The sequence below is a fragment of the Oerskovia sp. Root918 genome (assembly GCF_001428945.1).
Lineage (GTDB): Bacteria > Actinomycetota > Actinomycetes > Actinomycetales > Cellulomonadaceae > Oerskovia > Oerskovia enterophila.
In genome coordinates this window covers 289,153-310,206 of record NZ_LMJG01000014.1, presented here as the reverse complement: position 1 = coordinate 310,206, position 21,054 = coordinate 289,153, and the positions used below count along the sequence as shown (strand labels likewise).

General features: G+C 71.5%; 19 protein-coding genes. 10 read left to right on the top strand and 9 right to left on the bottom strand.

Features of this window, described 5'->3' with window-relative positions; genetic code table 11:
• The first annotated feature begins 86 nt into the window (after positions 1 to 86).
• Together ASE27_RS15205 and ASE27_RS19905 are read left to right on the top strand one after the other, a co-directional pair.
• Positions 87 to 773, top strand: a complete 687-nt coding sequence (locus ASE27_RS15205) for a DNA alkylation repair protein (RefSeq protein ID WP_200955957.1) — start codon at positions 87 to 89, stop codon at positions 771 to 773.
• A 48-nt stretch (positions 774 to 821) separates the two neighbouring features.
• A protein-coding gene (locus tag ASE27_RS19905) for an IS5 family transposase (RefSeq protein WP_369800610.1) occupies positions 822 to 1,714 on the top strand; the annotation gives its coding sequence in 2 pieces (ribosomal slippage) (positions 822 to 1,205 and positions 1,208 to 1,714; 891 coding nt in all).
• Between the two features lie 333 nt (positions 1,715 to 2,047).
• On the opposite strand, the gene ASE27_RS15195 is transcribed toward ASE27_RS19905, so the two are convergent.
• Together ASE27_RS15195 and ASE27_RS15190 are read right to left on the bottom strand one after the other, a co-directional pair.
• The gene (locus tag ASE27_RS15195) at positions 2,048 to 2,536 is read right to left on the bottom strand and encodes a hypothetical protein (protein ID WP_056652183.1); all 489 of its coding nucleotides are present in this window, start codon (positions 2,534 to 2,536) and stop codon (positions 2,048 to 2,050) included.
• A gap of 809 nt (positions 2,537 to 3,345) precedes the next feature.
• A complete protein-coding gene (locus ASE27_RS15190; RefSeq protein ID WP_056652179.1) occupies positions 3,346 to 4,233 on the bottom strand; it encodes an AMP-binding protein in 888 nt (295 codons plus the stop codon).
• A gap of 203 nt (positions 4,234 to 4,436) precedes the next feature.
• Between ASE27_RS15190 and ASE27_RS15185 the strand changes: the two genes are divergently transcribed.
• From ASE27_RS15185 to ASE27_RS15175, 3 genes are read left to right on the top strand one after another with little or no spacing between them, the layout of a single operon-like run.
• Complete coding sequence (locus ASE27_RS15185; protein ID WP_082608974.1) at positions 4,437 to 6,686, top strand: MMPL family transporter; 2,250 nt, start codon at positions 4,437 to 4,439, stop codon at positions 6,684 to 6,686.
• A gap of 1 nt (position 6,687) precedes the next feature.
• Positions 6,688 to 7,977 (top strand): sensor histidine kinase, encoded by a 1,290-nt coding sequence (locus ASE27_RS15180; protein ID WP_056652175.1) that lies wholly within the window; start codon positions 6,688 to 6,690, stop codon positions 7,975 to 7,977.
• Positions 7,974 to 8,645 (top strand): response regulator transcription factor, encoded by a 672-nt coding sequence (locus ASE27_RS15175; protein ID WP_056652173.1) that lies wholly within the window; start codon positions 7,974 to 7,976, stop codon positions 8,643 to 8,645. The genes ASE27_RS15180 and ASE27_RS15175 overlap by 4 nt, the downstream gene beginning before the upstream one ends.
• Here ASE27_RS15175 and ASE27_RS15170 read toward each other — a convergent pair.
• Positions 8,623 to 10,041 (bottom strand): MFS transporter, encoded by a 1,419-nt coding sequence (locus tag ASE27_RS15170; RefSeq protein WP_056652170.1) that lies wholly within the window; start codon positions 10,039 to 10,041, stop codon positions 8,623 to 8,625. The genes ASE27_RS15175 and ASE27_RS15170 overlap by 23 nt on opposite strands.
• A gap of 77 nt (positions 10,042 to 10,118) precedes the next feature.
• On the opposite strand from ASE27_RS15170, the gene ASE27_RS15165 reads away from it, so the two are divergent.
• The gene (locus tag ASE27_RS15165) at positions 10,119 to 10,811 is read left to right on the top strand and encodes a helix-turn-helix domain-containing protein (RefSeq protein WP_082608973.1); all 693 of its coding nucleotides are present in this window, start codon (positions 10,119 to 10,121) and stop codon (positions 10,809 to 10,811) included.
• 76 nt (positions 10,812 to 10,887) lie between these two features.
• Here the strand turns inward: ASE27_RS15165 and ASE27_RS15160 are convergent, their stop codons facing one another.
• The 3 genes from ASE27_RS15160 to nrdD all read right to left on the bottom strand — a co-directional run bounded on the left by ASE27_RS15160 (position 10,888) and on the right by nrdD (position 15,483).
• Positions 10,888 to 12,480 (bottom strand): exo-alpha-sialidase, encoded by a 1,593-nt coding sequence (locus tag ASE27_RS15160; protein ID WP_056652168.1) that lies wholly within the window; start codon positions 12,478 to 12,480, stop codon positions 10,888 to 10,890.
• A 128-nt stretch (positions 12,481 to 12,608) separates the two neighbouring features.
• Entirely contained in the window at positions 12,609 to 13,184 is a 576-nt protein-coding gene (nrdG, locus tag ASE27_RS15155; RefSeq protein WP_056652165.1) for an anaerobic ribonucleoside-triphosphate reductase activating protein, read from the bottom strand.
• Between the two features lie 7 nt (positions 13,185 to 13,191).
• Complete coding sequence (nrdD, locus tag ASE27_RS15150; protein ID WP_082608972.1) at positions 13,192 to 15,483, bottom strand: anaerobic ribonucleoside-triphosphate reductase; 2,292 nt, start codon at positions 15,481 to 15,483, stop codon at positions 13,192 to 13,194.
• A gap of 355 nt (positions 15,484 to 15,838) precedes the next feature.
• On the opposite strand from nrdD, the gene ASE27_RS15145 reads away from it, so the two are divergent.
• Both ASE27_RS15145 and ASE27_RS15140 read left to right on the top strand, forming a co-directional pair.
• A complete protein-coding gene (locus tag ASE27_RS15145; RefSeq protein ID WP_056652161.1) occupies positions 15,839 to 16,459 on the top strand; it encodes a putative glycolipid-binding domain-containing protein in 621 nt (206 codons plus the stop codon).
• Between the two features lie 94 nt (positions 16,460 to 16,553).
• The gene (locus ASE27_RS15140; protein ID WP_056652158.1) at positions 16,554 to 17,141 is read left to right on the top strand and encodes a DinB family protein; all 588 of its coding nucleotides are present in this window, start codon (positions 16,554 to 16,556) and stop codon (positions 17,139 to 17,141) included.
• A 129-nt stretch (positions 17,142 to 17,270) separates the two neighbouring features.
• Here the strand turns inward: ASE27_RS15140 and ASE27_RS15135 are convergent, their stop codons facing one another.
• Positions 17,271 to 18,266: a DMT family transporter gene (locus ASE27_RS15135; RefSeq protein WP_082608971.1), complete on the bottom strand. Its 996-nt coding sequence runs from the start codon at positions 18,264 to 18,266 to the stop codon at positions 17,271 to 17,273.
• 33 nt (positions 18,267 to 18,299) lie between these two features.
• On the opposite strand from ASE27_RS15135, the gene ASE27_RS15130 reads away from it, so the two are divergent.
• The gene (locus ASE27_RS15130) at positions 18,300 to 18,914 is read left to right on the top strand and encodes a TetR/AcrR family transcriptional regulator (protein ID WP_056652156.1); all 615 of its coding nucleotides are present in this window, start codon (positions 18,300 to 18,302) and stop codon (positions 18,912 to 18,914) included.
• A 72-nt stretch (positions 18,915 to 18,986) separates the two neighbouring features.
• Here ASE27_RS15130 and ASE27_RS15125 read toward each other — a convergent pair whose 3' ends face one another.
• Both ASE27_RS15125 and ASE27_RS15120 read right to left on the bottom strand, forming a co-directional pair.
• Complete coding sequence (locus ASE27_RS15125) at positions 18,987 to 19,577, bottom strand: DUF1349 domain-containing protein (protein ID WP_235534398.1); 591 nt, start codon at positions 19,575 to 19,577, stop codon at positions 18,987 to 18,989.
• Between the two features lie 162 nt (positions 19,578 to 19,739).
• Positions 19,740 to 20,135: a DUF2255 family protein gene (locus tag ASE27_RS15120; RefSeq protein WP_056652151.1), complete on the bottom strand. Its 396-nt coding sequence runs from the start codon at positions 20,133 to 20,135 to the stop codon at positions 19,740 to 19,742.
• A 223-nt stretch (positions 20,136 to 20,358) separates the two neighbouring features.
• Here ASE27_RS15120 and ASE27_RS15115 point away from each other — a divergent pair, with 223 nt between their 5' ends.
• On the top strand, positions 20,359 to 21,027 hold the full coding sequence (locus ASE27_RS15115) for a DinB family protein (protein WP_056652147.1): 669 nt from the start codon (positions 20,359 to 20,361) through the stop codon (positions 21,025 to 21,027).
• Positions 21,028 to 21,054 lie beyond the last annotated feature (27 nt).

The following is a 21,054-nucleotide window of genomic DNA, read 5'->3' as shown; positions in this document are numbered from 1 at the left end:
AGTGGTCGCCACGAGCGCTCGTCGCGGGCGGGAGGCAGAGACGTAGGGTGTGAGCGACGACCGACGGAGCGAGCGAGGAGATCGACATGGCTTCCACTGCCGTGGCCCAGGCGACCGTCAGCGACGTGCTGGCCGAGCTCGAGGCCCTGGAGGACCCCAAGATCCGTGCGGTGAACGAGCGCCACGGGGACGACCACGGCGTCAACCTCACCAGGCTGCGCGCGGTCGCGAAGAGCCTCAAGACCCAGCACGAGCTCGCGGAGCAGCTCTGGGAGACCGGAGACACCGCGGCGCGCCTCGTGGCGATCCTGGTCTGCCGCCCCAAGTCCTGGTCGGCCGCGGAGCTCGACGCCATGCTGCGCGACGCGCGTGTCCCCAAGGTGCACGGGTGGCTCGTGAGCTACGTCGTCAAGAAGAGCCCGCACGTCGAGGAGCTGCGCACCGCGTGGTTCGCCGACCCCGACCCGGTCGTCGCGAGCGCCGGGTGGGCGCTGACGACCGACCGCGTGGCGAAGTCCCCCGAGGGGATCGACCTGTCGGGGCTCCTCGACCGCATCGAGGCCGACATGAAGGACGCCCCCGAGCGCCTGCAGTGGGCCATGAACGAGTGCCTCGCGAACATCGGCATCCACCACCCCGAGCTGCGCGCCCGTGCGGTCGACATCGGTGAGCGGCTCGAGGTCCTCAAGGACTACCCGACGCCCCCGAACTGCACGTCGCCGTTCGCGCCGACCTGGATCGCGGAGATCGTCCGGCGTCAGACGCAGGCCTAGGGCCTGTCCTGTGAATGTTCTCGGCATGTGTCCGGCAATGTCTGGGTTGTGGGTGTTGGGCGTGGTGAGCTGACGGATGCGGCATGGGCGCGGATCGAGCCGTTGTTGCCGGTCGCAACGGGTCGTGGTGGGCGCTGGCGTGATCATCGGCAGGTGATCAACGCGATCTTGTGGCGGTTGCGCACTGGGGCGCCATGGCGGGACGTACCGGCCAAGTACGGGCCGTGGAAGACGGCCCACGAACGGTTGCGGCTGTGGACCGCGGACGGCACGTGGGAGACAATCTTGGACCATGTGCGGGTCAAGGACGACTCGATCGGGAAGATCGAGTGGACCTTCTCGATCGACTCGACGAACGTCCGGGTTCACCAGCATGGCGCCGGTGCCCGGAAAAAAGGGGCTGCAAGACCGACTGGGTCGAAGACCTCGCGGTCACTGATGAGGCGCTCGGCAGGTCGCGGGGAGGCCTGACCTCCAAGATCCACCTCGCGGTCGACGGTCGCGGGCTACCGATGAGCGTGATCCTCACACCCGGGCAGGCCGGGGACAACCCCCAGCTGCTGCCCCTGCTGGACCAGGTCCACGTCAAGCGCGAGGGGCCCGGGCGACCCCGCAAGCGACCCGACCGGGTCCTGGCCGACAAGGCCTACTCCAGCCCGGCGACCCGCCGGGCGCTGCGCGCACGCGGCATCGCGATCACCAGCCCCGAGAAGAAGGACCACGCTGCCAACCGCCAACGCAAGGGCTCAGCCGGAGGCCGCCCTCCCGCCTTCGCCCCCCAGACCTACGCCAGCCGCAACGTCGTCGAACGCTGCTTCAACCGCCTCAAACAATTCCGCGCACTGGCCACCCGCTACACCAAACGCGCCGCCTACTACCGCGCCGAACTCACCATCGCCGCCATCATCCTCTGGCTCCGCGAACCACAGGCCTCGCCCTAGGAGGGTTCCACTGGTTCGATACCGGCGCTTCGCTCAGTCGAATAGGGGGGCCATAATCGCGACAAGCCACCACCCGACTAGCACGACGAGCGGCCCACAGGCAATGGTAAGTACAAACACTCGTCGAGCTCCTCGCGATGTAAAGCCGACCACCCCCGCGAGTAGTACAAATGATCCGATCGCCAAGCTCGCGACGATCCAGTTGTACACGAAGAGGATCAGACAAGCGATGGCGAGGACTAGAGAAATCGCCACGGCCGCGAGAACGCGGCCGTCGTCCGATTCATTCGTCGGCGAGACGGAATCTGGTGATTTCGAGGGGGGCAGCATGACTCAGTTGAAGAGGACGTAGTTGGTGTGGAGCAGGTTGTTGCACGCGCCGCTCTTGGATTGAGTTCGCGACCAGGTATTGCCGCCGCCCGGGTAGCCCACGACCATCGTCTTCGTGTGATTGGTGTAGGTCGTCCCACCGCCAGGGCACGGGAAGGCGGTGTTGGCGAATGAAGCAACAGTATTGGCCGATGCCTGCGGGGTACATCCCCAAGGACTGCTGGTGTTGTACCCCGTCCGGTACCAACCGGTTCCGGCGTACGCGTACGTGCTGTGCTGAGGGTTGGTTGAGGTGATACACGTCCCGGTCGTGGTCCACTGGAGACCCGCGAAGGTTTGTGACACGACGATGAACAGTGGGTCGCGGTACTGGTTCGTCAGCGACTGGTAGAACGTTCCAGCGGCCCGGGCCACCTTGGCCTGTTGCAACGCGTCGAGGCTCTCTCTCGTATCAAAGAACGTGGCGATGGTCTTGGCAGGGACATCGGACACGGGGTACGTGGCTACCAAGTACTCGGATTCGCAGGTCGCCGGATCAAGCGACAGTTGAACACCGATCGTGACCGTCCCGGAGCTCGTGCGCTCTGAGCCGCCCGATGACGACTCGACGCACTCTCCTGACGCATTCCGGTAACCGGAGTCCGTGACGCTTGTGGCCTCGGGTAGAGCTGAGCGGTCAAACGACGGATTAGCGATCGTGCGGTCATCATCTATCGGGCCTTGTGCCCCCGCAGGAAGCCCTCCTCCCACGAGCAGGGCAAATCCCCCAAGTACTGACCGCGCGCTCCGAGCCAACATCTCGACGCCCCCTCATTGCGGCACAACTGGTGGTGATCTGGTACCGCGGACACTAGCAGTCGCCCAAGATCACGCAAGCGGGATCGGTGATATACAGGCTCATCGCAGTTGAGGGTGTAGCGCTGGGGGGCTGAGTAGGTCGGGGACGGGTCGAGGTCCCTCGATGATGGAAGTTCTCACACTGCCCATCTGGAAGACCTCGACGTGCCTGAACTTCTCTTCGATGTTCCTGATCTGACGACCTTCGCGCGGCTGGACGAGCTCGGCCTCGTTGTGGTCGGGCAGCGCCCGTTGATCACCTGACGGATGATCACGCCAGCGCCCGCCACGGCCCGTCGCGACCGGCAACAACGACTCGATCCGCGCCCACGCCACATCCGTCAACTCACCACGACCCACAACCACAACCACAACCACAACCACAACCACAACCACAACCACAACCAGGACATTACCGGACACACACCAACAACATTCACAGGACACGACCTAGCGGCCTCCGGTCACTGCCCGACGGGCGTCGTCGGCCCCTCGGTGCGGCCGCCCCCACCGGTTCGCGCGCCCACGGCCCGGCCACCGCTCGTGACCTCGCGGGCCCACGTCTGGAGCAGGCGTCGTTCGAGGGCCGTCGCGGGCTGGTCGCCGTCGGGCATGCCCGGGGCGAGCAGCGTTGCCGCCGTGAGCGCGGTCCCGCGGCGCGTCGTGCGGAGCAGCAGCGCTCCCGGGACGTAGCCGGCGTCCGAACCGGCTGCGTCCGCTGCGACCAGCTGGTCCGCGACCGTGTCCCGGAGGCGGAGCATCTCGCCGTGGGTGTAGAAGATCCCGCGTGTCTGTCCGTCGGCGTCGGCCGTGAACACGATCGCGGCGTCGGCGGACGGGTCGGCGGCGTCGGGGAGCGCCGCGCGCCGGGGCGCGTCGGGGAGGTCTGCCAGGCGGTGGGCCACCTGGAGCGCCGCGCGGCCGATCGCGGACAACGGGCCCACGGCGATCCGCGCGCGCACCGACGGGCGTCCGCGCGCCGCGCGAAGTCCGGTGACGTCGGCGATCACCACTCTCGGCTGGGCGAGCTGGTAGGCGGTGCGCCGCTGGCGGTGGGTCGTCCCGGTGGTGGTCGCGACCACGACTGCTCCGAGGTGCCAGCAGGCGTACACGACGGCGGTCCGGGTGGGCCCGGTGGGCAGGTGGACCGCGACGCGGTCGCCCGCAGCCACACCGAGGGTGCGCAGGCGCGCGGCGAGCTGGAGCGAACGGAGCGAGAGCAGGTGCCAGCTGACGGCGACCTCTCTGGCGTGGGGCGACCGGCTCCGGCGCACCGCAGGCCTGCGGTCTCCGTGGCGCAGTGCCAGGTCGCGGGGGAGGGAGTGTGCCTGCGGCTTCTCGACGGTCGTCATGAGGTGCTCCTTCGGTGGGGTGCGAGCGACGGTGCTCAGCAGTCTTTCCGCACGTCGGGGGACTCGTCGTCCACCTGCGGGAGCGGCGCCGTAACGCACCTGCGGTATGGGCGGGGGTGACGGAACACCGCGCCTGGACGACGACGTGGAGTGCTCGGCCGACCAGGCTGGGAGCGTTCCCCTCCTCGTCGAAAGGCCTCGTCATGAACTCGCTCGCCCAGTGGTGCTTCCGGAGACGCCGTGTCGTCCTGGGGGCCTGGATACTCGCCCTGATCGGGCTCGCGGTGGCGGCCCTCGGCCTGGGCACCGCGTTCAAGACCGCGGTCGCGCTGCCCGACTCCGAGTCCTCGACCGCCTACGCCCTGCTGGCCGAGGCGGGGGCCGGCGCCGAGACCGAGAGCGGCACCATCGTCTGGCGGACCGAGGGCGACGCGATCGACTCGCCGGCCGTGCAGGAGCAGGTTGCCCGCATGCTGGCGGACGTGACGGCGCAGCCGGGCGTCGAGGCGGTGGTCAGCCCGTACTCCGACCAGGGCGCCGCACAGGTGAACGCGGACGAGCGCACGGCGTTCGCGACGGTCGCCCTCGCGGACGACGCCGACCCCGAGGCGATCCGTTCGATCGCGGAGACCCTCGAGGCCGGCTCGTTCGCCGTCGGGCTCGGCGGGCAGGCCTTCACCGAGCTCCCCAGCCCGTCCGGCGGGACGGAGGCCGTGGGCATCCTGGCGGCGCTCGTGATCCTGCTCCTCGTGTTCCGCTCCGGGTGGGCGGCCTCGTTGCCCATCCTCACCGGTGTCATGGGCGTGGGAACCTCGTTGCTCCTCGTGATGATCGGCTCGCACGCGCTCGACGTCGATGCCACGTCGCTGACCATGGGAGCGCTGATCGGCCTCGGGGTCGGCATCGACTACGCCCTCTTCATCGTCAACCGGCACCGCAAGGCGCTCATGGCCGGGTCGACGGTCCCCGACGCAGTCGCCCTGGCGGTCAACACCTCGGGACGCGCCGTGATCTTCGCAGGGATCACCGTGATCGTGGCGCTGCTGGGCATGTTCGTCGTCGGGCTCGGTGTCCTGACCGGCATGGCGCAGGCCGCGGCCGTGACCGTGCTGTTCACCGTGGCCGCGGCGATCACGCTCCTGCCCGCGCTGCTGGGGATGATCGGCATGAGGATCCTGTCCAGGAAGCAGCGCGCCCAGCTCGCCTCCACGGGCCTCGCGTCGCCGGGGAAGCCGACGGCGTCGGGGCGATGGGCGCTGCTGCTCGACCGTGCCCCCCGACGCATGGTCGGGGCCTCGCTCGTGGTGCTGGTCGCCCTGGCCGCGCCCGCTCTCGGCATGCGCGTCGGCAACGCCGACGCGAGCAGCGACCCGGCAGGTTCGCCTGGGCGTGCGTACTACGACCTCATGACCCCGGCCTTCGGCGCAGGGGTCGACGCCACCCTGGTCCTGGTGGCCGAGGTGCCCGACGCGGCCGCGGCGCAGGCCTTCACAGAGCTCGCCGAGGCCCTGCCCGACGTCGAGGGCGTCGCCTCGGCGCAGGCCGCCCCCGTGCAGCCGGGCCAGAGAATCGCGATCGCCTCGGTGGTCCCGACGACGAGCGCCCAGACGCGCGAGACCCAGGACCTGGTCCACACCCTGCGCGACGGCGTCGTCCCCGACGCCGCACGAGGGACGGACCTGCAGGTCCACGTGGGCGGCGAGACCGCGACGAACATCGACATCGCGGACGCCCTGATGAGCAAGCTGCCGCTCTACCTCGGTCTGGTCGCGGTGCTCGGCTTCCTGCTGCTGGTCGTCGCGTTCCGCAGCCTCCTGGTCCCGCTCGTCGGCGCCCTCTCCAACCTCGCGACCCTCGCGGTGGGGCTGGGGGCGATCACGACGATCTTCCAGCACGGCTGGGGCAGCGAGCTGCTCGGCGTGGGCTCCGGTGCGCCCGTGATGTACATCGTCCCGGTGATCGTCGTCGGGGTCGTGTTCGGCCTCTCGATGGACTACCAGGTCTTCCTCGTCAGCCGCATGCACGAGGAGTGGAGCCAGACCCGGGACAACGATCGTGCCGTCCGGGTCGGGGTCACCGAGACCGGGCAGGTCATCGCGGTGGCAGCGTCCATCATGCTCTTCGTGTTCGCCTCGTTCGGCTTCAGCGGCGAGCGGATCGTCTCGGCGATCGGCATCGGTCTGGCCCTGGCGGTCCTGGTCGACGCGTTCGTCGTGCGCCTGACCCTCGTCCCGGCACTCATGAAGCTCATCGGCGCCCGCAACTGGTCCTACCCTCGGTGGGCCGAGCGCATCACCCCGCACCTGTCGCTCGAGGGCCCGTCCGAGCCCGTCGCGGGTGTCCCGCTCGTCGTCCCCGAGCCGGTCGCGGTCGGGGCCACCTCGACCGGACCCTTCGCGTCGACGACACTGTGGGACGGGGAGCAGCCCCGCCAGACCTCCGAGGAGCCGTGACGTGAACCACCGAGCACGCTCGTCGCGACCCGCCGGGCGTGCGCCCGCTCCCGTCCGCCGTGGCCACCGGGCACGGTGGACGGGGGCGGTCTTCAACGTCGCGGTGCTCGTGGCGATGCTCGCCACCGCCACGATCCGCCAGGGGTTCGCCGAGCGTCCCAGCCCCCTCCTGCTCGTGCTGGTCCTCGTGTCCTGGCTGCCGCTCACCGTCCGCAACCGCTGGCCGTTCGGTGCCCTGGTGGCCACGCTCGTCACCGAGTCCCTGCACCTGGCGCTCATGCCGCTGATCGACCTGGACCCGCGGAGCATCACCGACATGGGCGCGTTCCAGCCCGTGCCGATCGCGACCACGGTCGCGGCCTACACGTTCGCGTCGCGGTCCTCGCGGCGGGACGGGTGGACGGCCGGTATCGGCTCGGCGGCCGTCCTGATCGCGGTCAGCCACTTCGCCGTCCCCGGGACTGAGCTCGCCACCTCGCTCCTGATGTTCGACGTCGTGATCCTCGCCACCGCGATCGGCGCCCTCGTGGCCGGACGGCGCGAACGGGTGCTGCGCGAGGCGCTCGCCCGGCAGGAGGAGACCCGGCGCGAGGTCGCCGCCGAGCGGCTGCGCATCGCCCGCGAGCTGCACGACGTCCTGGCGCACAACCTCACGCTGGTCAACGCGCAGGCAGGTGTCGCGGGCTACCTCCTGCACACCGACCCGCCCGCGGCCGAGGAGGCGCTGCGGGGCATCACCGAGCACACCCGCCGGGCTCTCGACGAGCTGCGGGCGACCGTCGGGCTGCTCCGTCAGGAGGGGGACCAGGCCGAGGGGCCCGACGAGCCGGCGGCCGACGCCCTGCGTCCCGTCCCCGGGGTCGGCGACGTGGACGAGCTGGTGCGCGGCCTCCGGGCCGCCGGCGCGGACATCGTCAGCACGACGACGGGCACGCCTCGCGCACTGTCCTCCCGAGGAGACCTCGCGGCCTACCGGATCCTCCAGGAGGCGTTGACCAACGCCGCCAAGCACGCCCCGGGCTCACAGGTCCACGTCGAGCTCACCTGGACCGAGGACCGGCTCGTGGTCGACGTCGTGAACGGCGCCCCCGCGGTGGACGCCCGGCCAGGGACTGTCCCGGGCAGCGGGCACGGGCTGATCGGGATGAACGAGCGCGCCACCGCGGCCGGGGGGAGCGTGCGCACCGGGCGCACCCCGGGCGGGGGCTTCCACGTCGTCGCGAACCTGCCCACCACCGACGAGGGCGGGGACATCTCCCCGTCCAGCCCGACCACCCGAGGAGCCTCATGACGATCCGCGTCCTCCTGGCCGACGACCAGGCCCTGCTGCGCGGGACCTTTCGCCTGCTGCTCGAGTCCGCACCCGACATGACCGTCGCCGGGGAGGCCGCCGACGGCGCGGAGGCCGTCGCCCTCGCACGCTCCGAGCGCGCGGACGTCGTCCTGATGGACATCCGGATGCCCGGGGTGGACGGTATCGACGCCACACGCCGCATCACGGCCGACGAGTCGCTCGCCGGCGTGAAGATCCTGGTCCTGACGACCTTCGAGACCGACGAGCTCGTGGTCGCCGCGCTGCGCGCCGGAGCCAGCGGCTTCATCGGCAAGGGCATCGACCCGTCCGAGCTGCTCGACGCCGTCCGCACCGTCGCGTCGGGCGAGTCCCTCCTGTCGCCCGCCGCGACCACGGCGCTCATCGGCCGGTTCCTTGCGCGCGTCCCCGAGCCGGCCGCCGCCACGACGCGCCAGGAGACCCAGCTCACCGCCCGCGAGGAGGAGATCACGGCGCTCGTCGGTCGAGGCATGTCGAACCTCGAGATCGCCGCACAGCTCTTCATCAGCCCGGCCACGGCCAAGACGCACATCAACCGCGCCATGATGAAGACCGGCTCGCGCGACCGGGCCCAGCTCGTCGTGTTCGCCTACGAGACCGGGCTCACGACACCCGGGCAGGGCTGACGGGGCGGTCTGCACGCTTGCGGACCGCGAGAGAGACCACGGTCGCGACGGCCAGGAGGGCCGCCGCGACGAGGAAGGTCGTCTGCATGCCGGCCGAGATCGAGGCCACCGTGGCGCCCTGGACCTCGACCGACCCGGTCGCCGCCGCGAACACGGCGCCCATGGCCGAGGCGCCCGCGATGAGGCCGAGGTTGCGCGAGAGGCTCAGGACGCCCGAGACGGTCCCACGCCGTCGCGCGTCGGCCGTCGTCATGACGGCGGTGTTGTTCGCGGCCAGGAAGAGCTGGTAGCCAGGAGTCAGGACCACGAGCGCGAGCACGTAGCCGGGCAGGCCCCAGGCGGGAGGCAGCACCACGAGCAGGACGGCCCCGGCCGTCATGGTCGAGAGAGCGACGGTCGTCATGGCGCCCGCGCCGGCACGGTCGACGACCCTCCCGGCGACGACGCCGGTCAGCGCCGACACGACCGGCCCGACCGCGAGCGTGAGGCCGATCGCGGCCTCGTCGAGCCCCAGCCCGCCTGCGAGGTAGAAGGGGCCCACGACCAGGGTGCTCATCATCACAGTCGCGACGAGCAGGTTCATGAGCAGGCCACCGCCCACGGCGCGGGAGCGCAGGAGCCCCCACGGCAGGAGCGGTGCAGCCGTCCTGCGCTCGATCGCGACGAGCAGCGCGACGAGGACCGCTGCGCCCACGAGCAGCGGTCCGGCGCCGACCTGTGGGACGGCGTCAGGAGTCATCGCGAGGGCGCCCGTCACCAGGGCCGCCGTGAGCACGAGGGCGCCCGCGACGTCGAACCTCGCGCCCGACCGGACCGGGGCGGGCTCGTCGCCCAGGCCGCGCCAGGTGAGCACGAGGGCGACGCCCGCGAGCGGCAGCATGGCCACGAAGCCCGCCTGCCAGCCCGACGCGGCGATCAGCAGCCCGCCCCCGGCAGGCCCCAGCGCGGTCCCGACCGCCGAGGTCGTCCCCAGCAGCCCCATGGCCGCTCCGGTGCGCGCCTCGGGCACGACGTCCCGCACGAGTGCCAGGGGCAGCGCGATCATGACGGCGGCACCGACCCCCTGCAGCGAGCGGGCGGCGACGAGCGCCGCGAGGGAGGGCGCCAGAGCGCACGCGAGCGTCGCGGCCGCGAACAGACCGAGGCCCCCGAGGAGCACACGCTGTCGCCCGAGGGCGTCACCGAGCCTCCCCACGGCGACCGCGGTCACGGTCATGGCCAGCAGGTACGCCAGGACGACCCACTGCACCCGGCCGAAGGGTGCTCCGAGCTCGTGCGCGAGCGTGGGCAGCGCGACGTTCGCGACGCTCGTGCCGAGCGAGGCCAGGAGCGTGGCGAGCGCGAGCGCACCCACGAGTCCTGACCGGGAGCGGGGTGCGTGCGGGGTGAGGTTCATACCGCCGAGGTTGCCGGTTCGACCCGGATCCGGCAATGCTCGTTGCCAGTACTGGGACAGAGTGGTGGGATGGTGCGATGGACGACCCCACGGCAGCGATCGGACGCGCACTCGACCAGGTCGGGCCACGGCTCGGCGCCCTCCGACGGCGACGCGGGATCACCCTCGCGGCGCTCGCGGACACGACGGGCATCTCCAAGAGCACGCTGTCGCGCCTCGAGACCGGGGGGCGCAAGCCCAGCCTCGAGCTCCTCCTGCTGCTCGCCCACGCCTACCGGGTACCGCTCGACGAGCTCGTGCGCGCCCCGGAGACGGGAGACCCCCGCATCCGGCTCACCCCGCGGAGGGTCAACGGCCGGGTGGTCGTGCCCCTGACCCGGCAGCCCGCGAGCCAGCACGCCTGGAAGATCCTCGTCCCGCGCAAGGCCGCCGAGCCTGTGCTCACGACGCACGACGGCTACGAGTGGCTGTACGTGCTCACGGGCCGGCTGCGGCTCGTCGTGGGGGACCGGGACATCGTGCTCGACGCCGGGGAGGTCGCCGAGTTCGACACCCGCACGCCCCACTGGTTCGGCAGCACGGGCCAGGAGGGCGCCGAGGTGCTCAGCCTGTTCGGGCCGCAGGGCGAGCGGGCCCACACCCGCACCGACCTCACCCCGGACGACGCGGTCGGCGGCGAGGACGCGACGAGCGTCACCGCCGCGCCCGGCACCGGTCCGGAGACCCTGCCCGACGGCGCGGTGCCCGACCTCCCTGGCGCCGCGCCCTGACGCGTTGCCCGCGCTCGCCGTCCCGCCCCGCGTCCCGGGGTACGCCCGCCGCGGCCGTGACCCGGGGCACGTCCGGTCACCGCGCGACCGGCACGACCTCCCCGGTCACGGTGTCCGCGCGGAACGCCCGCTCGAAGCGGGCCTGCCCGGCCTGGACCGCGCACTGCATGCGCGCCTCGCCGCGGGCCACGTCGTCCGCGGTCACGGTGTACGTGGGCGTGAAGTACAGGGCGTCCTCGCCGGGTGCGAGGCGCACGGCCGGGAACTGGGCCGTCACGTCCCCGTCGAAGCTCCCGCTCAGCGCGGCCGTGACGGGCTCGTCGCCCTGGGGCCGGAAGCGCCCGGTGAACGCCAGGATGTCGCCGGCCCGCAGGCCCGGCGCGGCCGGGCCGTAGTTGGCGTCCTGGGCCTCGCGCGTGCCGAGCACCTGGTCGCCGTCGTACCCCTGCCCGATCTCCTTCCAGGTGTGCACGCCCCAGTCGCCGCCCTCGGCCGAGATGACGTGCGACGCGCCCACGCTGACCCACTGCGCGGGGCGCCCCGGGGTGATCGAGCGCAGCACCATGGTGAAGTCGCCGCCGTCGTCGTCCACGAACGTCTCGACGGCCTCCCCGAGGGCCGCGGGCGAGAGAGCCTCGGCCTCGACCCGCGCGAAGACGATCTCGCGGTACCCGTCACGCTCGTAGAGCACCCCGAGCGACCCGTCGGCGAGCACGGCTCCCGTCGAGTACGCGCTCGAGCCCGCGCAGATCGTCAGCGCGGGTCGCCAGCTCGCACCCTCGTCGTGCGACACGCTGAGCACGGTGTTGCGGCGCAGGTCGGCGTCGCGGTTGTTCGTCGCGAGCAGGGGAGCGGCCACGTCGGTCACGTCCCCGAGCCGCAGGACGCTCCCGTTGTCGCTCGGGTCGGGCAGGTCGTGCACGGGGTGCAGCGGCCCGTACGAGCGACCGCCGTCGGTCGAGACCGCCTGCAACCGGCACCCCTTCGCGCGCGAGCTCAGCAGCAGGCGACCGTCGCGCAGCTCGACGACCTTGTTCTCGTTGGCCCCGGGGCCCGTGGGCTCGCCCAGCGTCCAGGTGTCGCCGTGGTCGTCCGAGTACGCCGACGCGGCGCGGATCTCGCCGCGCAGGAGCAGGACCATCTGCTGGACCAGGCGCCCGGCGAACGGTCCGGTCTCGATCTGGATCCCGGCGCCTGCCGCGGCGAACAGGCCCGTGACGCCCTGCGGCTTGAGCGAGGCCGTGACGCGGCGGTGGCTCCAGGTCAGGCCGTCGTCGTCGGAGAACGACAGGTCGACGTGCTGGACGTCGTCCTCGGGCTCGAGCCCCTCGACCGCCTCGAAGAACCCCGCGTGGGTCCCCGCGGCGTGGAAGCAGAAGATCCGCCCGGTCACCCTGTCCACGAGCAGGCTCGGGTCGCCGAACCCCTGGAGCCCCGTGCCGACGCGCACGTCCTGCTGGGGCTCCCAGGTGCGGCCGTGGTCGAGGCTGCGCCGGACCAGGAGGTCGATCGTGTTCGGCAGGTCGTCGAGGTTGGGGCGCCCGTCGTAGGCCGCGAGGACGGTTCCCCGCGTGGAGACGGCCAGGGCGGGGATGCGGTACTGGCGGTGTCCGCCGAGGCCGCGAGCGGCCAGCACCTGGTGGGTGATTTCGTGGGGGTTCGTGCGCATCCTCCAGTTCTACCCCGTGGGACGCGGGGATCCACGCCGCGGCGGCCTCGCGCCGCGTCCTCGCGTCCTGCCCGACGGCGTCGCGCACCTCCGCGCGGAAGGTGCGCGACGTCGTCGGGCAGGGGAGATCAGGCGCTCCGCCGGGCCGCGCGCGCGGGCGACCACGGGACCGCGCGGCCCGCGGCGAGCGAGGCCGGGACCGACAGGACCCGCTGGTTCGTGCTCCCGCGGAAGGGGAGCGTGAGGTCGCGTCGCGCGATCTCGAACCGGCCGTCGACCAGGACGTCGAGACCCGCGAGCAGCTCGCGCTGGTCGGGGGAGCCTGCGAGCAGCTCCTCGAAGGTGTAGCCGCTCCAGCACCACACGTCCTTGGACGGGCCGTGCTGCTCGCGCAGGCGCCGCACGAGGCGCAGGCACACGCCCGTGTTGAGGAACGGCTCGCCGCCGAGCAGCGACAGACCCTGCACCGACTCGTGAGCGAGGTCCGCCAGGATGCGGTCCTCGAGCTCGTCGGTGTACGGGGAGCCGTAGCGAAAGCTCCAGGTCGCCTCGTTGAAGCAGCCCTCGCACGCGAACAGGCACCCGCTCACGTACAGGCTGCAGCGCACGCCCTCGCCGTCGACGAACACGAACGGCTTGTAGTCCGCGACGTAGCCCTGGCTGAGGCGCTCCGAGCGCCAGTGGGGCTGCGGGTCCCGCGGCACGACGGCCTCAGTCTTCCGCGGAGCTCGTGCCGGCTGCGGACTCCTCGCAGCTGGCCTCGCCGGCGACTCCGGTCATGCCGGCAGCTCCGACCTCGCCGAGGCTCACGGCCCCGGCCATGTGCTTGACGCGCGAGGAGATCTCGACGTGCCGGCCGTGCACCATGGGCCGCTGCTGCGGGTTGCCCAGGTACCCGCACGTGCGCTTGACGACGTCGCACGTGCGCGGGTCCGTGTTCCCGCAGCCCGGGCACGCGAAGCCGCGCGCGGTCGGGGTGAAGTCGCCCGCGTAACCGCACGCGTAGCAGCGGTCGATGGGGGTGTTGGTGCCGAGGTACCCCACGCGGTCGTAGGCGTAGTCCCACACGGCCTCGAGCGCCTGGGGGTTCTGCTGGAGCACGGGGTACTCGCAGTAGTGGATGAATCCGCCCGACGCGTACTGCGGGTAGTCCATCTCGAAGTCGAGCTTCTCGAACGGCGTCGGGTCCTTGCGCACGTCGTAGTGGAAGCTGTTCGTGTAGTACTCCTTGTCGGTGATGTCCGCGACCTCGCCGAACTTCTCGCGGTCCATGCGGGCGAACCGGTCCGTCAGGCTCTCGCTCGGCGTCGAGTACACGCTGAAGTGGTAGCCGTGCTCGGCCGTCCAGGCCCTGGTGTGCGCGTGCAGCTCACGGAGCACGCGCAGCGTGAGGTCCTTGGCCTCCGGGTCCTGCTCCCAGGCACCGCCGTAGAAGGCCGCGGCGACCTCGTAGAGCCCGATGTACCCGAGCGAGACCGTCGCGCGCCCGGCGCGGAAGAGCTGGTCGACGTCGTCGTCGGGCGCGAGGCGCTCGCCGAACGCGCCGTGCACGTACAGGATCGGGGCGTTGCCCGGCACGGCCTGCTTGCAGCGCTCGATCCGGTACACGAGCGCGTCGCGCACCGTGACCAGGCGCTCTTCCAGCAGCGCCCAGAACGTCTCCTGGCTGCCCTGGGCCTCGAGGGCGATACGGGGCAGGTTGAGCGTCACGACGCCGAGGTTCATGCGGCCCTCGACGACGTCGTTCCCGTCCTCGTCCTGCCAGCCCTGCAGGAACGAGCGGCAGCCCATGGGCATCTTGAAGCTGCCCGTGAGCTCGACGATCTTGTCGTAGCTCAGCACGTCGGGGTACATGCGCTTGGTGGCGCACTCGACCGCGAGCTCCTTGATGTCGTAGTTCTCGTCGCTCGGCTCGAGGTTGAGCCCGCGTCGCAACGTGTAGATGAGCTTGGGGAAGATCGCGGTGCGTCCCTCGGCCCCCAGACCCTTGATGCGGATCTGCAGGATCGCCCGCTGGATCTCGCGTTCGAGCCAGCTCGTGCCGAGCCCGAACCCGACCGAGGTGAACGGGGTCTGCCCGTTCGAGGTGAACAGCGTGTTGATCTCGTACTCGAGGCTCTGCATCGCGTCGTAGATGTCCTTGGACGTCTTGGCCCGTGCGTACGCGTCGTGCGTCGAGGCGTCCGGGAGCCACCGCTCGGCCTCGACGAGGTGCTTGGCGTGGTTCAGCGCGGCGTAGGGCGCCAGGAGCTCGTCGATCCGGTTGACCGAGCATCCGCCGTACTGGCTCGAGGCGACGTTCGCGATGATCTGCGTGATCTGCGCCGCGGCCGTCTGGATCGAGCGGGGCGGCTCGACCTGGGCGTTGCCGATGCGGAAACCCTCGGACAGCATGGTCCGGAAGTCGATCAGGCAGCAGTTCGTCATGGGCGCGTAGGGGTGGTAGTCGAGGTCGTGGTAGTGCAGGTCGCCCTTCTGGTGCGCGTTGGCGACGTGCGGGGGCAGCATGCGCAGCCCCACGGCCTTGCCCACGGCACCGGCCGTCAGGTCGCGCTGGGTGTTGAAGACGTCCGAGTCCTTGTTGGCGTTCTCGTTGACGACCGCCGAGTCCTTGCTGATCAGACCGACGATCGAGTGGTTGAGGTCGGTCGACCGGCTGCGCGCGAAGTCCCGCTGGACCCGGTAGTCGATGTACGCCCGCGCCACCTCGTACTCGCGGGACTCGAGGAGCTCGTGCTCGACGACGGCCTGGATCTCGTAGATCTGGACGACCTCGGCGAAGCGCACCGAGATCTCCGCGACGACCCGCGCGAGCACGCCGTCGAGCGTCTGCTCGACGAACGGCGTGAGGTCTCCGTGGACGTCCTCGTAGGCCTTGCGAAGGGCCGCCCGGATGCGGGCGTCGTCGAACGCCAGGCGGCGCCCGTCCCGCTTGAGCACTGTCAGGGACGTCGCTCCCCGTGACGCGACGTCCTCGTCCTGCGCGACCTCGACCGGGCTCATGTGCAACCACAACCTCTCGACGGACGCCTCGGGCCGGCACGACCTCGCCGGCACGCCGAGGCGCGATGGGAACTAGATGTAGTAGCAATTACACCCGTGTCATCCCACATGTAGTGGCCAATCCCGGGCGAGCCGGGACCTTCCTCCCTGAGGTCGGGACGTTGGTCACCCGCGTCGTCGGACCAAGGGCCCGCGTGCGAGCGGACGCCGACCGGCGGTCGCGCGCACGTCGCCCCTGGTGTCGCAGGACAGCCCGCGCGGCGTCCGGGTGTCGGGCCCGTCGGAAGCCTGGTAGACCGGCAGGAGCAGGGCTGGCAAGAGGCCCGCGCACCGCTCGTGACGAAGGAGTGCGGAGATGACCCGTCGACACGTCTCGTGGGTCGGGGAGGACGACCCCGACCGCGTGGACACGGCGGTCCTCTCGCTCGGGGCAGACCGGTTCGAGTGCCTCGGGACCTCACGGGGACCGACCTACGTGACGGCCTGGTCCCTGACCACCGGGCCGCACTGGGTCACGCGCAGGCTCGAGGTGACGGTCCGGGGTCAGGGCTGGTCCCGCGACCTGCAGCTCGAGCGTGCGGGATCAGGGGAGTGGGGCGCGGAGGTCTCGCACTCCGGGGCGGCCCCGGTCGACCTCGCGACCCCCGGCATCGAGGCCCCGTCGTCGCTCGCGGGCGCGCTCGACTGCGACCTCGCGCTGTGCCCCGTGACGAACTCCATGCCGATCCTGCGCCTCGGGCTGCTGGGCGCCCGGGCGCCGGTCACGCCGACCTTCTTGACCATGGCCTGGGTCGAGGTCCCCTCGCTGCGGGTCGTGCGCAGCGAGCAGGTGTACGCCGCGAGCTCCCCGTACGACCCGGCGGTGGGGCGCGGGGTCGTCACCTACACGAGCGCGACGCGCGACGTCACGGCCGACCTCACGGTCGACGCCGACGGCCTCGTGATCGACTACCCGCACCTCGCACGCCGGGGCTGATCGCCCCCGCGTCTCCGCGGCGCGCTCTTCGCCCGACCGGAGCGCACCTGCCTGCAGCACGAGCTGGTCGGACCGCACCCACCTGGAGGAGCTCATGGACGAGGCGACGCACGGCTGGGAGCTCATCGAGCCACCCGTCGCGGGGGACGAGGTCGCGACGCTCCTCGGCTCGCTCGAGCGTCAGCGAGCGACGTTCGCGTGGAAGGTCGGCGGCCTCGACGCCGAGGCGCTCGCGGTCAAGGTCGCGGCGTCCGAGATCACGCTGGGAGGGCTCCTCAAGCACCTCGCGTTCGTCGAGGAGCTGTGGTTCTCGACCACGCTCCACGGCCGCGCACCGGGCCGGCCGTGGGACACGGTCGACTGGGACCGGGACCCGCAGTGGCCGTGGACCTCGGCGGCCCAGGACAGCCCGCAGGACCTGTACGACCTGTGGCGCACGGCTGTCGTCCGGGCGCGCGCGGCGGTCGACGAGGCGCTCGCCGACGGCGGGCTCGACCACCGGGTCGTCTGGCAGCCCGGGAGCGACGGCGAGAAGTCCAGCCTGCGCCGCGTCCTGGTCGACCTGATCGAGGAGTATGCCCGGCACGTCGGGCACGCCGACCTGATCCGTGAGTCGATCGACGGCCTGGTCGGGGAGGACCCGCCCGGCGTGCCGGGGCTCTACCCGCTGCGCGGGCGCTGAGCCGTGTCCGGAGCGTGGGCGCGGTACTCGGCTCGGCGGGTCGGAGCGGGTGGGTGCCGTCGAGCACGCCGACACGCTCCGAAGGGCTTCTTGGTGGCAGCCCCGGGAGCGTCTTCTCGGCGCGCGGCGTCAACGCGTCAAGCGTGCGTCGGGCCGCCCCGGAGCGATCGTCTCGCCGTCGCCTGGATCCCCCGAGCACGGTGCTTGCACCGGCGGCTCGGCGTCCGGTGCCGTGGTGGTCTCGTAGGCCAGCACGACGGCTACACCGGCGCCGCAGAGCACGAACCCGACGAGAGTCGTGGCCGTCAGGGTCTCGCCGAGCAGGGTTGCGCCCCCGGCGGCCGTCGCGGGTGCGATCAGGAACAGGAGCGCATTGAGCGCCGTGACGCCGACACGACGCAGCAGCCACCAGTAGAGGCCGTAGGCGGCCAGCGTCGGGAACGCGGCCGCGAATCCGGCCGCGAGCCAGAACGTCGCCGATGCAGGGGGTGCGAGCGTTCCCGTCGCGGCAGCGAGCACGACGAGCGCCACGGCTGTCACGACGACGTGCACGGTCAGGGTCGTGAGAACTCCTGCCTGCGCCTTCGATCGGCGCTGGAGGAAGGTGGCGACGATCAGGCAGGACATGGCAAGAAGGGGCAGGAGGTAGACCGAGGGGTGCGCTGACGAACCCTCGAGCTGCGACCGCACGACCAGCAGCACTCCCACCCCACCGATGGCGAGCCCGGCCCACTGGGCCCCACGCACTCGGAGGCCCAGGAGCGGGCCCACGAGCACGGCGACCACGAGCGGTTGCACGGCGTCGATCAGCGCGACCGTGCCGGTGGCGACACCTGACGCGATCGCGGCATAGACGAAGACGCAGTAGCCGAACTGTGCGAACAGGCCGATCAAGGACTGCCGTCGGAGCACGGTCACGCTGACGCCGCGGGTGAGGCCGGTGGCGAGGGCCACGGCGAGCAGGGCGCCTGCCAGCGGGACGAACCGCCAGACGAGCAGCGTGAGCGGCGAGACCTCGACGGTGGCGAGTGCCGGGACGAGGAATCCTGAGCTCCAGGTCGCCACGAAGGCACCTGCTGCCAGCAACGTCGTGCTGCGATGTAGTAGACCGATCTGTTTACTCATTCGCCGACTATACAGATTGGTATAGTTGGCGTCATGCCGGTTCCCGAGCTCGCTCCGCTGACACCAGGTGCCCGTCGTGTTCTCGACGCTGCGTCACGACTGTTCTATGAACGCGGTATCCACTCGGTCGGTGTCGACACGATCGCCGAGTCCGCGGGCGTCACCAAGAAGACGCTGTACGACCGGTTCGGCTCCAAGGAAGCGCTCGTGGTCGCGTACCTCCAGCACAGGGACGCCAGGTGGCGGGGCCATGTCGAGGCCCACCTGGCGCTGGTGCCGGAACCGGGCGTCGACCGCGTGCTGGCGATCTTCGACGCGGCCGTCTCCTGGTCCGACGAGAACAGCCCCAAGGGCTGCAGCGCCATCAACGCGCGCGCCGAGATCGGGGACGGGCATGACGGGCACCCGGTGTTCCCCGAGGTCTCACGCCAGAAGGCATGGCTGCTCGGGCAGTTCGCCGACCTGTGCAGGGAAGCCGACCTGCAGGATCCCTCGTCCATGGCGAGGGCGATGATGCTGCTCTACGAGGGTGCGATCGTCACGGTCGGGATGGAGACCTTCGCTCACCCGTTCGAACGAGCGCGCACCGTCGCACGCATCTTGCTCGAGTCGCAGCCGCCCCTGGCCGATCAGGTCTCCACGCCCTAGCGGCCCCTGTTCCGTCCACTCCTGGCGGGCAGGGCGGCGTCAGGTTCTCCGGGGCGTGCGGAATCGGGGTGATCAGCTCCCGTCACGCAGGTCGCCCGGCGCACTGTCCTCCAGGACGATCCGGTCGAAGACCGCGGTGCACTCCTCGCCCATGGGCGCCTGTGCGAGGAAGCCGATGCTCACGGGCAGGTCGGTGTAGAGCCGGAAGAGCCGGACGAACTCCCAGGTCTCGCCGTCGCGCGAGGCGTGGAAGGCCCACGCGGGCCCCGTCCGCACGATCCGCAGGTGCACCGTCTCGTCGTCGACGTCCCACGAGTTGCAGTCGTCGGTGAACTCGTTCGTCACGGTCGATACGACCATGGCCTGCCCCTGCGGAGACTGCTCGAAGCAGAGCTTGGCCCAGTGCCGCTCGTCGGCCCACAGGACCAGCGCGCCCGCGTCGAAGGTCGTGCGCCGGGTGGTCACCCGGACCCGTGCGGACAGGGCGAGCTCGGCAGCGGCGTCGAACACCAGGGCCGGGGCCGCGTGCTGGGGCGGGGCGCCCAGGGCGTCGTCGGTCCAGTCGGTGCCGGCCGGCGCGGTGAGGGTCACGGCGTCGCCGTCGACCTGACCTGCGCCTTCGTGGGACAACCAGTGCAGCGTGGGGAGGGAGATCTTCGTCACGCGCACACCCTACCCACGTGAGCCCGCGACGTGGAAGCGCTCCCGCACCGCGCGTGTCCCGCACCGTGCGACGCCCGGAATCGTATCGTGCGACGAGGAGAGCCTCAGCTTGGTCGACGACGTCGCGCCCGCGGCGCAGGGCCCCTCGGGCGCCCCTGGCGGCTAGTTCTCGCGCGGCTCGAGGCGGAACGTCGCGGCGGCCGCCGTGGCTCCGGTCACCGAGCCGACGATCGCCGGACCGTAGCGGTCGTACTTCGCGTGGTAGGCCGCGTCGACGGCCGGGTGCACGGTGCCGGGAGGCTCGACGAACGCGACGTCCTTCTCGATGCCACCGGCGCGGACGCGGCCTCGCGGGTCGGCCAGGGCGCGGCGGAACCATCCGTTCTCGCGGCCGTAGGCAGAGCGTACGTAGACGTCGTCCCCCACGCGCACGACCCAGATCGTCACGTACGGCCGCAGCGTCCCGTCGGGCCGCGCCGAGGAGACCTGCAGCTCCTCGGCCCGGCCGATCCTGTCCAGCTCCTCGGCGGTCCAGGCCGCCGTCGTCGGTCCCGTCATGGTGATCGCTCCTCGTGTCGGTCGATGGGTCGGTGCACGTCGTGGCCCGGACCAGGGTCCGGGGCAGGCCGCGGTATCGAACCTACGGCTGGAGGGTCCCGCGTGGGAGGTCGTGCTGGTACCAGGACCGGGACGTCACGACCGCCCGCCGATCTCTGGGTGACGACAGGGCAGGGACGCCCCACGCCTTGCCACCCCTCGGGCGTGGCAGCAGACTCGACCGATGGAGAGCACCGAGACCGGCGCGGCGTCCGCACCGACCGACGCCGTGGTCCGACCCGACCACAAGGCCACCCTGCACCGGTACCTCCAGGCCGCGCGCGACGCGCTCGTCTGGAAGGTCGAGGGGCTCGACGAACGGGCCGCACGCTGGCCCTGGACGCCCACGGGGACCAACCTGCTCGGCCTCGTCAAGCACGCTGCCGGGGTCGAGTTCGGCTACTTCGGGCAGACCTTCGGGCGCGAGTGGCCCACGCCCGACGACGTCCCGTGGATGGCCGAGGACGCCGCCGACGGAGAGGACAACGCCGACATGTGGGCGACGGCCGAGGAGTCGATCGGCTCGGTCGTGGACCTGTACCGCCGCGTCTGGGCGTTCGCCGACGAGACGATCGCGACCCTGGACCTGGACGCGACCGGCCGGGTGCCCTGGTGGCCCGACGACCGTTCCGGGATCACGCTGCTCCAGGTCATGGTGCACGTCACGAGCGACCTGGCCCGCCACGCGGGGCACGCCGACATCCTGCGCGAGCTCACCGACGGGAGCGCGGGTCTCCGGGCGGACAACGACAACCTCCCGCCGCTGTCGGCGCACGACTGGTCGGCCCATGTCGAGCGGTTGCGAGCCGTCGCGGACGAGGCGCAGCACCGCGCGGACGCGCGCCGCACCTGACCGGAGCGCCCGGTGGAGCCGACGGCG

Bases quoted from the DNA above. Each gene is read 5' to 3' on its own strand.
- ASE27_RS15205 (WP_200955957.1), top strand. From the start codon at position 87: ATGGCTTCCACTGCCGTGGCCCAGGCGACCGTCAGCGACGTGCTGGCC.
- ASE27_RS15190 (WP_056652179.1), bottom strand. From the start codon at position 4,233: ATGACGACCGTCGAGAAGCCGCAGGCACACTCCCTCCCCCGCGACCTG.
- ASE27_RS15185 (WP_082608974.1), top strand. From the start codon at position 4,437: ATGAACTCGCTCGCCCAGTGGTGCTTCCGGAGACGCCGTGTCGTCCTG.
- ASE27_RS15175 (WP_056652173.1), top strand. From the start codon at position 7,974: ATGACGATCCGCGTCCTCCTGGCCGACGACCAGGCCCTGCTGCGCGGG.
- ASE27_RS15170 (WP_056652170.1), bottom strand. From the start codon at position 10,041: ATGAACCTCACCCCGCACGCACCCCGCTCCCGGTCAGGACTCGTGGGT.
- ASE27_RS15165 (WP_082608973.1), top strand. From the start codon at position 10,119: ATGGACGACCCCACGGCAGCGATCGGACGCGCACTCGACCAGGTCGGG.
- ASE27_RS15160 (WP_056652168.1), bottom strand. From the start codon at position 12,480: ATGCGCACGAACCCCCACGAAATCACCCACCAGGTGCTGGCCGCTCGC.
- nrdD (WP_082608972.1), bottom strand. From the start codon at position 15,483: ATGAGCCCGGTCGAGGTCGCGCAGGACGAGGACGTCGCGTCACGGGGA.
- ASE27_RS15145 (WP_056652161.1), top strand. From the start codon at position 15,839: ATGACCCGTCGACACGTCTCGTGGGTCGGGGAGGACGACCCCGACCGC.
- ASE27_RS15140 (WP_056652158.1), top strand. From the start codon at position 16,554: ATGGACGAGGCGACGCACGGCTGGGAGCTCATCGAGCCACCCGTCGCG.
- ASE27_RS15135 (WP_082608971.1), bottom strand. From the start codon at position 18,266: ATGAGTAAACAGATCGGTCTACTACATCGCAGCACGACGTTGCTGGCA.
- ASE27_RS15130 (WP_056652156.1), top strand. From the start codon at position 18,300: ATGCCGGTTCCCGAGCTCGCTCCGCTGACACCAGGTGCCCGTCGTGTT.
- ASE27_RS15120 (WP_056652151.1), bottom strand. From the start codon at position 20,135: ATGACGGGACCGACGACGGCGGCCTGGACCGCCGAGGAGCTGGACAGG.
- ASE27_RS15115 (WP_056652147.1), top strand. From the start codon at position 20,359: ATGGAGAGCACCGAGACCGGCGCGGCGTCCGCACCGACCGACGCCGTG.